We start from the raw sequence: 11,419 nt of genomic DNA, 5'->3' as shown, positions 1-11,419 counted from the left end.
CCGGGTCGTCGTCGACCACCACGAGAAGAAGAACAAGCCGAAGGCCCTCAACACGCCCTCCCGTCCTGCCGCGGTGACATCGTCGGCGTCTTCCGCCGAGGACCAGGTCCACCCCGAACTGCTCGCCCACGTCGACCACGCCTTCCGCTCCACCGGCGCCGACGTGGTCCAGGGCGGGGTCCAGCTCATCAACTTCCACTCCAGCTGGTACAGCCTGCGCAACTGCCTGGAGTACTTCTTCTGGTTCCGCTCCCGGCTGCACCTGCACGCCGAGAAGGGCTTCATCCCGCTCGGCGGCAACACCGTCTTCCTGCGCACCGAGGTGCTGCGCGAGGCCGGCGGCTGGGACCAGGACTGCCTCGCAGAGGACTGCGACCTCGGGGTGCGGCTGTCGTCGGTCGGCAAGAAGGTGGTCGTCGCCTACGACTCCGACATGGTCACCCGGGAGGAGACGCCCGGCTCGCTGATCAGCCTGCTCAAGCAGCGCACCCGCTGGAACCAGGGGTTCCTCCAGGTGTACCGGAAGAAGGACTGGCAGCAGCTGCCCGGGCGCGGCCAGCGCTGGCTGGCCCGCTACACGCTGATGACGCCCTTCATGCAGGCCGCCTCGGGTGTGATCATCCCGCTCAACTTCGCCGTCGCCGTCTTCCTCGACGTACCGGTCGGCATCGCGATCATCACCTTCCTCCCCCTGGTCACGGCGATGGTGACCTTCGTGTTCGAGATCGTCGGCCTGCACGACTTCGGCCGCCAGTACGGTCTGCGCGTCCGCTTCGTGCACTACGTCAAGCTCGTCGTCGGCGGCCCGTTCTACCAGGTGATGCTCGCGGGGGCGGCGATCCGCGCCGGTCTGGCGCGAGCAGCGCGGCCAGGGCGAGTGGGAGCTGACCCGCCACACCGGCGCCCACCTGACGCCGACCGCTCCGTCCACCGCGACCGCTCCGTCCACCGCGCCCGCCACCGCCACCGCCACCGCCACCGCCACCGCGATCCGAGAGGACAGCCGCCGGTGACCGCCACCCTGCCCACGGCCACTGATCCCCAGCCCGGAACCCGCACCGCCCCGGCCCCGCGAACACCCGCCGCCACCGGGCGCCCCGGCAGCCACCCGCCCGCGCCCGCCCGCCCGCTCGTGCGCTTCCGCTCCTCCCGCCCCGACCTGCTGCTGTGCGGCGCCCTGCTGCTCGTGATCGTGCTGGTGCAGGGCTGGAACATCACCGACTTCCCGACCCTGAGCGACGACGAGGGCACCTACCTCGCCCAGGCCTGGGCCGTCCAGCAGGGCGACGGCCTCGCCCACTACACGTACTGGTACGACCATCCGCCGCTCGGCTGGATCCAGTTGGCGGGCCTGACGTACCTGCCGTCCCTCTTCGTGCCCGAGTCGATGACCGTGGCGTCGATGCGTTGCGCGATGCTCGCCGTCTCCGCCGCCTCCGCCGTGCTGCTGTACGTCCTCGCGCGCCGGCTGTGGCTGCCGCGCTGGGCCGCCGGGCTCGCGATGGCCCTCTTCGGGCTGTCGCCGCTCTCCGTGGTCCTCCAGCGGGAGATCTTCCTCGACAACCTCGCCGTGATGTGGATGCTGCTGGCCTTCTGCCTCGCCGCGTCCCCGAGCCGCCACCTGTGGCACCATTTCGGGTCCGGGCTGGCGGCCGCCACCGCCGTCCTGACCAAAGAGACGATGCTGGTGGTGCTCCCGGCGCTGCTGGTGACGATGTGGCGTCACAGTCACCGCGACACCCGCAAGTTCGCCGTCACCGGAGCGATCACCGCCTGCGTGCTGATCGGGCTGTCGTACCCGCTGTACGCCCTGCTCAACGGCGAGCTGCTGCCCGGCGCCGGGCACGTCTCGCTCATCGACGGCATCACCTACCAGATGGGCCGCGAGGGCTCCGGTTTCATCCTCACCCCCGGCTCCGGCTCGAACGGCGTCCTGCGGTCCTGGCTCTACTACGACACCGTGCTGCCGCTCGGCGGGCTGGCCGGCGCCGTCCTGCTGCTGGCCACCGTTCTCCGCTCGGTCACCGCCCGCGCACTGGCCGGCCCCGCGCTCGCCGCGGTGATCCTCGCCGTCGTCGCCCTGCGGCCCTCCGGCTACCTCCCGGCGATGTACGTGATCCAGGCGCTGCCCTTCCTCGCCCTCGTCCTGGCCGGCGGCGCGGCCGGCATCACGCACGCGGTGCTGCGCCGCCGGCGCGGCCCGGGCGAGCGCCGGCCGCAGGTGTGGGCGCGGTGGGCGCTGCTCGGCGTCCTCGCCGCGTCGGCCGCGGTGTACGTGCTGCCGCGCTGGTACGAGGGCAACCGCACCGCGCTCACGGTGGACGCGAACGCCCCGTACCGGCAGGCCGCGGCCTGGCTCGGCAGCGAGGTCGCCGATCCGGCGAACACCCGGGTGCTGCTGGACGACGCGCTGTGGCTGGACGCGGTGCACCACGGCTTCGCGCCGGGCCTCGGCGCGATCTGGTTCTACAAGGCGGACCTCGACCCGGCCGTGACCAGGACCCTGCCCCGGGGCTGGCAGGACATCGACTACGTCGTCTCCTCGCCCACCGTGCGCCGTGACGCGGTGGACCTGCCCAACGTACGGGCGGCGCTGGAGCATTCGGCGGTGGTGGCCGTCTTCGGTTCGGGCGAGGACCGCATCGAGATCCGCCGCACCGACCGATCCGCCGCCGCGACCCCCGGCGACAGCGCCGACCGCCCGAGTGGGAGCTGACTCACCATGAGCGAGGACATGCGGTCCCTCCATGCCCCGATCGATCCGGAACCCACCCTTCCGCAGGCGGTGGCCGGCAGCGTCACCCTCATCATCCCGACCTTCAACGAGGCCGGGAACATCGCCGAGTTGCTCCGCCGGCTCGGCGACGCGCTGCCCGACCCCGCACACCTGCCCTGCGAGGTGCTGTTCGTGGACGACTCCACGGACGACACCCCGGCCGTCATCGAGAAGGCCGCCGCCGACCACCCCTTCCCGGTGGCCGTCCTGCACCGCCAGACGGCCGAGGGCGGCCTCGGAGGCGCCGTCGTCGAAGGGATCCGGCGCGCGGACACCGACTGGATCGTCGTCATGGACGCCGACCTCCAGCACCCGCCCCACCTGGTGCCCGAACTGGTCGGCGAGGGGGTGCGCACCGGCGCCGACCTCGTCGTCGCCTCCCGCTACATCAGCGGCGGCAGCCGCGCCGGACTCGCCGGCAGCTACCGCATCGCCGTCTCCCGCGGCGCGACCTGGTTGACCAAAGGCCTCTTCCCGCGCGCGCTGCGCGGCATCAGCGACCCGATGAGCGGGTTCTTCGCGATACGCCGCAGCGCAGTGACCGCGCAGACCCTGAAGCCCCTCGGCTACAAGATCCTGCTGGAACTGGCCGTGCGCTGCCGCCCCCGCACGGTCGCCGAGGTGCCCTTCGTCTTCCAGGACCGCTACTCGGGCGAGTCCAAGTCCACCGCCCGCGAGGGCCTGCGCTTCCTCGCCCACCTGGCCTCGCTGCGCTCCGCGACCCCGCTGGCCCGCATGATCGGCTTCGGCCTGATCGGGCTCTCCGGCTTCGTCCCGAACCTGGCCGGACTCTGGCTGCTCACCCACGCCGGGATGCACTACCTCCCCGCCGAGATCGTCGCCAACCAGGCGGGGGTCCTGTGGAACTTCCTCCTCATCGAGGCCCTGCTCTTCCGCGACCGCCGCCGCCACCGCCACTGGGCCGACCGGATCGGCCGGTTCGCGCTGCTCGCCAACGCCGATCTGCTGCTGCGGATCCCGCTGATCGCGCTGTTCGTCGCCCGCTTCGGGATGGAGGCGATGCCGGCCACCGCCCTCGCGCTGGTGACCACCTTCGTCCTGCGCTTCGCGGCCACCGAGGCCCTCGTCTATCTGCCGCGCCACACCAGGAGCTGAGCCGCACAGAAGGGAACCATCGCATGCGTCTGACGATCCGGCGGAGGGCCGGGCGGCGGGCCGCCCTGCTCGCCGTCGGGGCGATGACCGCGGGCCTGCTGCTCACCGCACCGCAGCAGGCCACGGCCGGTCCGCCCAATCTGCTCTCCAATCCCGGTTTCGAGACCGCCGGCGCCGCCGGCTCCGACATGCCGTCCTGCTGGTCGAAGTCCGGCTGGGGCGACAACGACTTCACCTTCGCCACCGTCACCGACACCCACAGCGGCACCAAGGCGATGCGGGTCTCGCTCACCCGCCGCACCGACGGCGACCGCAAGGCCCTGGTCACCGAGAACACCGCCTGCGCCCCGAGCGTCACGCCGGGCCGCCAGTACGACCTGTCCGCCTGGTACAAGTCGAACACCCCGGACGTGTCGGTGACCGTGTTCCGCCGCGACACGACGGCGGGCTGGCAGTACTGGACCGACCTGCAGAACCCGCCCGTCAGCGCGGCCTGGGCGCGTACGGAGGTCCGTACGCCGGCCGTCCCGCCGAACACGGACAAGATCGCGTGGGGGCTGTCGGTCTACGGGGTGGGCACGCTCACCACCGACGACTACGCGCTGGAGGAGGTGGGCGCCGCCCCGCCGCAGCCGGTCTGCTCGGGTACGGCGCAGGAGTGCGCCAAGGGCAAGTGGGAGGTGATCGGGGCCAAGAACCCGGTGCGTTCCATGCACGCCGTCGTCCTGAAGAACGGCAAGGTGCTGCTGATCGCCGGCTCGGGCAACGACGTCGCCCAGTTCAACGCGGGCACCTTCACCTCCGCCGTGTACGACCCGGCGAACGGGTCCTTCAAGACGATCCCGACCCCGGTCGACATGTTCTGCGCGGGCCACGTGCAGCTTGCGGACGGCCGGGTGCTGGTGATGAGCGGCAACAAGGGGTACCCGTCGGCCGACGGCTCGATCGGCTACCAGGGGCTGAAGGACTCGTACACCTTCGACCCGGCGACCGAGACGTACACGAGGACGAACGACATGAACGGCGGGCACTGGTACCCGTCGGCGACGATCCTCGGCAACGGCGACGTGATCTCCTTCGGCGGTCTGAAGGAGGACTCGACGGGCAACGTGACCGCGGAGAGGTTCTCCGCGGCGCAGAACAAGTGGCTGCCGATGAACGAGGTCAACCAGACCTGGTCGTACTGGGGCCTGTACCCGTCGATGATCCTGATGCAGGACGGCCGGCTCTTCTACTCGGGCAGCCACACCTTCGGCAACGGCACCCCGGGCACCGGCGCCTCGATCTACGACTACGCCGCCAACACCGTCACCGACGTACCGGGCCTGCGGAACAAGGACGAGCGGGACGAGTCGGCGAGCGTGCTGCTGCCCCCCGCCCAGGACCAGCGGGTGCTGACCATCGGCGGCGGCAACAACGAACGCAACCCGGCGGCGAACCGGCTCACCGACATCATCGACCTCAAGCAGCCCGCCCCCGCCTACACGGCAGGCCCGCCGATCCCGCAGGGCCTGGTCGACCAGGGCCAGGGCAAGCGCCCGCAGACCGGCGCCGAGGGCAAGATGTTCGTGTCGGCGGTGCTGCTGCCGGACGGCAAGGTGCTGGAGACCGGCGGCGGGCTGCACGACCGGGCCGACCCGGTCTTCGAGGCCTCCTTCTTCGACCCGGCGACCAACACCTACCAGGCGGGCCTGGCCACCGACCCGATCCCGCGGACCTACCACTCGGCGTCGGTCCTGATGCCGGACGGCCGGGTCATGTCGGTCGGCGACAACCCGGGCAACGGGACCTACAACCACAACGTGTCGATCTACACCCCGCCCTACCTGTTCAAGGGCGCCCGCCCGCAGATCACTTCGGTGATCGATACGCAGTGGGTGTACGGGGACACGCAGCGGATCACCGTCAACCGGCCGATCGCCAAGGCGGAGCTGATCCGTCCGGCGGCCGTCACCCACTCCTCGGACCCCAACCAGCGGTTCGTGGACCTGCCGATGACCGTCGACGGCAACAACATCGACCTCAACGTCACCAGCAACCCCAACCTGGCGCCGCCCGGCTGGTACATGCTCTTCGCGGTCGACGCGAACGGCGTCCCGTCCATCGCGACCTGGGTGCACCTGGGCGGCCCGTCCGCACTGGCCGCCGCCCAGGAGCAGCCCTCCGCGCACGAGCACGCCTTCGCGAACCGGCTGGGGCCGGCCAAGCAGAACCCTGCCCAGCGGGACTCCGCCCCGGTCGCGCCGAGCGTGGCCGGCTGCGACCGGCACTACGGCACGGCCAACGTGTGCGTGCCGACCCGCTTCCCGGACGGGGTGAAGGAGACGGCGAAGGCCCGCTGCGACTGGCTGGCCGCCCACAGGTACCCCAAGCGCCTGAAGGTCAACGGCAGCGATCCGCTGCGCCTCGACCCCGACCGCGACGGCCACGCCTGCTGAACCCACGGGGAAGGGGCCCGGCCGCGAGCGCGCGGCCGGGCCCCTTCCCCGGGCTCAGTGCTGGTACGCGGCGAGCGAGATGCCGACGTAGTGGGCCACGAAGGCCGCGAGGGTCAGCGAGTGGAAGACCTCGTGGAAGCCGAAGAAGCGGGGGGAGGGGTTGGGCCGCTTCATGCCGTAGATGACCCCGCCCACGCTGTAGAGCAGGCCGCCGACGATCACCAGGACCAGGACGGCGATCCCGCCGGTGCGCATGAAGTCGGGCAGGAAGAAGACCGCCGCCCAGCCCATGGCGATGTAGCAGGGGGTGTAGAGCCAGCGCGGTGCGCCGACCCAGAAGACGCGGAAGGCGATACCGGCGGCGGCCGCGATCCATACCGCCCACAGCAGGGTCCGCCCGGTCGAGGGCGGCAGCAGCAGGACGGTGAGCGGGGTGTAGGTCCCCGCGATGATCAGGAAGATGTTGGCGTGGTCGAGCCGTCGCAGGATGGCTTCGCCCCGCGGTCCCCAGGTGCCGCGGTGGTAGACCGCGCTCACGCCGAAGAGCAGACAGGCCGTGAGGATGTACACACCGCAGGCGACCCGCGCCCGGGTGGAGTCGGTGAACGCCATGAGCACGAGGCCCGCGACGACCACGGCGGGGAACATCCCCAGGTGCAGCCAGCCGCGCAGCAGCGGCTTCTCCTCCAGGGCGGTCTCTGCCACCTCCAGGGCCTCGACGACCGGTGTGGCCTCGTTGGCCGGGACGGCGGCGGCATCAGAAGTCATGCGCGCCATGCTACCTACGGGCCCGTAGGTTTCCCTCAGTCCTCTTTACGGAAGATTGACGGACGTGGCAATGCTCACGTGAGAGGCCCTCTGGACATATGCGCACATCCACCGGATGATCAGATGAGTGCGGTCGACACCGGATGAGCGGAGCGCGAAGCATCCGGGTCGCAGCCCCCACGGGGCCTACACCAAACAAACCCCTCAACAAGGAGCAATCGTGGCGCGCGACAACGCGGCTCCCACTATCCCGACGACTCACCAGGAACTGATCTCCTGGGTGGACGAGATCGCAGCCCTCACCCAGCCGGACCGCGTCGTCTGGTGCGACGGCTCCGAGGGCGAGTACGAGCGCCTGTGCGAGGAGCTCGTCGCCAAGGGAACGTTCAAGAAGCTCGACGAGACGAAGCGCCCGAACTCCTACTACGCCGCCTCCGACCCCTCCGACGTCGCGCGCGTCGAAGACCGCACCTTCATCTGCTCCGAGAAGGAGGAGGACGCGGGCCCGACCAACCACTGGAAGGCCCCTTCCGAGATGAAGGAGATCTTCGCGGGGGAGGAGGGCATCTTCCGCGGCTCCATGAAGGGCCGGACGATGTACGTCGTCCCGTTCTGCATGGGCCCCCTCGGCTCCGAGCTCTCCGCGATCGGCGTCGAGATCACCGACTCCGCCTACGTCGCCGTCGCCATGCGCACCATGACCCGCATGGGCAAGCCCGTCCTCGACGAGCTCGGCACCGACGGGTTCTTCGTCAAGGCCGTCCACACCCTCGGCGCTCCGCTCGCCGAGGGCGAGGCCGACGTGCCGTGGCCCTGCAACACCACCAAGTACATCTCGCACTTCCCCGAGACCCGCGAGATCTGGTCCTACGGATCCGGCTACGGCGGCAACGCCCTCCTCGGCAAGAAGTGCTACGCCCTGCGCATCGCGTCCGTCATGGCCCGCGACGAGGGCTGGCTCGCCGAGCACATGCTCATCCTCAAGCTCACCCCGCCGGCCGGCGAGGGCGAGGCGAAGTACATCGCCGCCGCCTTCCCCTCCGCCTGCGGCAAGACGAACCTCGCCATGCTGGAGCCCACGATCCCCGGCTGGACCGTCGAGACCGTCGGTGACGACATCGCCTGGATGCGCTTCGGCGAGGACGGCCGCCTCTACGCGATCAACCCCGAGGCCGGCTTCTTCGGCGTCGCCCCCGGCACCGGCGCGCACACCAACGCCAACGCCATGAAGACCATGTACGCCAACACCGTCTTCACCAACGTCGCGCTCACCCCCGACGGCTCCGACGTGTGGTGGGAGGGCATGACCGAAGAGGCGCCCGCCCACCTGATCGACTGGAAGGGCAACGCCTGGACCCCGGAGTCGGAGACCCCGGCCGCCCACCCCAACGCCCGCTTCGCCGTCCCCGCCGCCCAGTGCCCGACGATCGCCCCCGAGTGGGAGGACCCCAAGGGCGTCCCGATCTCCGCGATCCTCTTCGGCGGCCGCCGCGCCTCCGCCGTCCCGCTGGTCACCGAGTCCTTCGACTGGAACCACGGCGTCTTCATCGGCTCGAACATCGCCTCCGAGAAGACCGCCGCCGCCGAGGGCAAGGTCGGCGAACTGCGCCGCGACCCCTTCGCCATGCTGCCGTTCTGCGGCTACAACATGGGCGACTACATGGGCCACTGGGTCGACGTCGCCAAGGGCAAGGACCAGTCCAAGCTCCCGAAGATCTACTACGTGAACTGGTTCCGCAAGAACGACGCGGGCAAGTTCGTGTGGCCCGGCTTCGGCGAGAACAGCCGCGTCCTCAAGTGGATCGTCGGCCGCCTCGACGGCACCGCCGCCGGCGTCGACACCCCCATCGGCATCCTGCCGACCAAGGAGTCCCTCGACCTCGACGGCCTGGACCTCCCGGCCGAGGACCTCGACTTCCTCCTCACCGTCGACAAGGAAGTCTGGCGCGACGAGGCCTCCCTGGTCCCCGAGCACCTGAACACCTACGGCGACCACACTCCCAAGGAGCTGTGGGACCAGTACCACGCACTCGTGGAGCGCCTGGGCTGAGCCGGGACACGCCCTGAAGAAGGGCCGATGAACGTGGGAGCCCCCGACCAAGCGGCGCCCACCGCTGTGGGAGCCCCCGACCAAGCGGTTCCCACCGCAGCACATGACCGACCTCAAGAGCGTCCGCGCTCCTCCAGGTAGGCCGTGTGCGTCTGCTGACGGCGGGCCTCTGCTTCGCGGAGGTCCGCCGTCACGCTTTCCGCCTCCGCGTACAACAGGTCCAGCTGACGCTCCAGATGGCGCTCCGGCGACTCCCCGCCCGGCGTGAGCCGGTTCCACCAGCGCGTCCGGTTGTACGTGTCCACGCACTCCGGCACGTCCCGCCGGATCGCCCGCGACAGCGCGTGCACGGCCTCCGGCTCGGTGGCCAGCACCTGCGCCACCCACCCCGGCTCCAGCAGCGCCCCGTACAGCTCCAGCAGCCCCGTCCACCTGGCCGCGGCCGTCGCCGGCAGCTCCACCTCGCCCAGGTACTCCCGCAGCCGCGTGAAGTCCGCGCGCAGGGCGCCGACCTCCTCGCTCGGGTCGAAGGGCGGCGGCGCCACCCGCTCCGGCGGGGCGATCAGCGCGCCCGCCCCGTACAGCCCGGCGATCACCACCGGCCAGTACGCGCCGGCCACCCCGGCGAGGGTCAGGCCCAGCCCGACCAGGCCGCAGGCGGAGCCCGCCAGGTTCTTCCTCGACTCCAGTTGACCGAGAACCCGGCGCGCCCTATTGGTAGCCACGGATCTCCTCGAAGGCTCCGGCCAGCGAACCGGTCCCGCCCGTGGCGTCGAACAGCCGCCCGCCGGTCAGTTCCGTGATGCGGGTGAGCTCCTTGCGGTCCGAGTCGCCGAACAGCACCGCGAAGACGGGCGTCTGCTTCTGCGCCGGCGGCAGGGCCGCGTAGAAGGAGCCGAAGTGCCCCGCCCCGACGCCCTCGGTGTTCTCGCCGTCCGTCATCAGCACGATCGAGGTGAACGCGTCCGCGGCGCCCTGGCCGAGGTGCTGGTACGCCGCCTCCAGGCTCCCGTACACCGCCGTACCCCCCTCCGGCTCCAGCGACTTCACGTCCCCCCGGATCGCATCCAGGGCCGGACCCGGATTACCGGGCTCGACGACGTGCGTGCGCACCTTCTTCACCTTCGACCCGAAGGGCAGCAGCGTCACCTCCTCCCGGTCCCGGAACCGCTGCCCGGTACCCGAACTGCCCGAGCCCGTCAGATCCGTGAGCGCCGACTTCAGCCGCCCGATCCGGTCCTCCTCGCTCATCGAACCCGAGGTGTCCAGGACGTACACCGTCCGCGAGGGCCGGCGCAGCTCGTTCTCGTACGAGGCCAGCAGCCCGTCGGCGACCGACCGCGACCCCGGGAAGGGCAGCTCGCGCCGCTTCTCGGCGTCCAGCCCCGCGGCCGGCGCCACCCCGGCCGCCACCGGGCGGCGGAAGGTCTGCTCGGTGATCGCCTTCTGCGCCTCGGGACCACGCAGATACTCCGTGAGCGCCCGCCCCGCATCACGGGCCCCGGCCGGGGCCGAGGTCAGCAGCGTCAGCGGATAGTGGGCGGTGACCACCCCGTCGCGCGGCCGGATCACCGTCAGCGGAGCCCCGGCGCCCTTCACGTCCCGGTTCATGGACAACAGCACCGACTCGTAGTTCACCAGCGCGTCCACGTCCCCGCGCTTGGCGTAGGCGCTCACGAGCCAGCCCGAGGAACCCGAGGTCAGCTTCTGCCCGGCGAAGAACTCCTTCAGCCGCGGCGCGGCCGCCTTCACGTCCGCGTCGCTCAGCGCCGCCTGCGCACCCGACAGCCCCGAGGCCACCGACACCAGCGCCGAGAAACCCGAGTTGGAGCGCACCGGGTCCGTCATCCCGTACGTCAGCCTCCCCGCGGCGACGGCCTCGTGCACCGCCGGCCAGGTCACCTCCCCGGGCTTCCAGCCGAGCCGCGCCAGCGCCTCCGGCTTCACCCCGAGCGCGACCGGCGAGGACATCACCGGGGTCTCGCTGGAGAGCTTCCCGGCCGCCTCCGGCCGCAGCCGCAGGTAGTCGTTGGAAGAGAGCCAGATCGCGTCGTACGTGCCGTCCGCGGTCCCCGAGGCGACCTGCTCGGCGGCGTCCAGCGTCCCGGACCAGGTCAGCTCGACACCGACGCCGGTGGCCGCCTCGGCGGCCTTCAGCACCGGCTCCATGTCGCTGAGCTCGCTGGAGGCCAGCACCCGCAGGCGCCCCTCCTTGTACTTCGACTCCTCCGGCCCGGCGGACCCGTCGGCGGTGCAGCCCGTCGCGGCCAT

7 protein-coding genes and 1 pseudogene are annotated in these 11,419 nt (G+C 71.2%); 5 read left to right on the top strand and 3 right to left on the bottom strand.

The window, feature by feature from the left end:
* Position 1: 1 nt before the first annotated feature.
* The 4 genes and pseudogenes from B6R96_RS38095 to B6R96_RS13625 form a co-directional block, all read left to right on the top strand.
* Positions 2–646: pseudogene (locus tag B6R96_RS38095) on the top strand (glycosyltransferase); the annotation flags it as partial.
* Positions 647–1,009: 363 nt separating this feature from the next.
* Positions 1,010–2,716, top strand: coding sequence for a phospholipid carrier-dependent glycosyltransferase (locus B6R96_RS13635; protein ID WP_081522589.1), 1,707 nt, complete (start codon positions 1,010–1,012; stop codon positions 2,714–2,716).
* Positions 2,717–2,734: 18 nt separating this feature from the next.
* On the top strand, positions 2,735–3,892 hold the full coding sequence (locus B6R96_RS13630) for a glycosyltransferase (RefSeq protein WP_203351728.1): 1,158 nt from the start codon (positions 2,735–2,737) through the stop codon (positions 3,890–3,892).
* 23 nt (positions 3,893–3,915) lie between these two features.
* Positions 3,916–6,330, top strand: a complete 2,415-nt coding sequence (locus B6R96_RS13625; protein WP_203351624.1) for a galactose oxidase-like domain-containing protein — start codon at positions 3,916–3,918, stop codon at positions 6,328–6,330.
* A 54-nt stretch (positions 6,331–6,384) separates the two neighbouring features.
* Here the strand turns inward: B6R96_RS13625 and trhA are convergent, their stop codons facing one another.
* A complete protein-coding gene (gene trhA / locus B6R96_RS13620; protein WP_081522587.1) occupies positions 6,385–7,098 on the bottom strand; it encodes a PAQR family membrane homeostasis protein TrhA in 714 nt (237 codons plus the stop codon).
* Positions 7,099–7,318: 220 nt separating this feature from the next.
* Between trhA and B6R96_RS13615 the strand changes: the two genes are divergently transcribed.
* Complete coding sequence (locus B6R96_RS13615; RefSeq protein WP_081522586.1) at positions 7,319–9,148, top strand: phosphoenolpyruvate carboxykinase (GTP); 1,830 nt, start codon at positions 7,319–7,321, stop codon at positions 9,146–9,148.
* A 113-nt stretch (positions 9,149–9,261) separates the two neighbouring features.
* On the opposite strand, the gene B6R96_RS13610 is transcribed toward B6R96_RS13615, so the two are convergent.
* Positions 9,262–9,873 (bottom strand): hypothetical protein, encoded by a 612-nt coding sequence (locus tag B6R96_RS13610; protein ID WP_081522585.1) that lies wholly within the window; start codon positions 9,871–9,873, stop codon positions 9,262–9,264.
* The gene (locus B6R96_RS13605) at positions 9,860–11,419 is read right to left on the bottom strand and encodes a substrate-binding and vWA domain-containing protein (RefSeq protein WP_107475698.1); all 1,560 of its coding nucleotides are present in this window, start codon (positions 11,417–11,419) and stop codon (positions 9,860–9,862) included. The genes B6R96_RS13610 and B6R96_RS13605 overlap by 14 nt, the downstream gene beginning before the upstream one ends.

The sequence above is a fragment of the Streptomyces sp. Sge12 genome (assembly GCF_002080455.1).
Lineage (GTDB): Bacteria > Actinomycetota > Actinomycetes > Streptomycetales > Streptomycetaceae > Streptomyces.
Note: the sequence above shows the minus strand (reverse complement) of the source record. Positions and strands in the feature narration are given on the sequence as shown.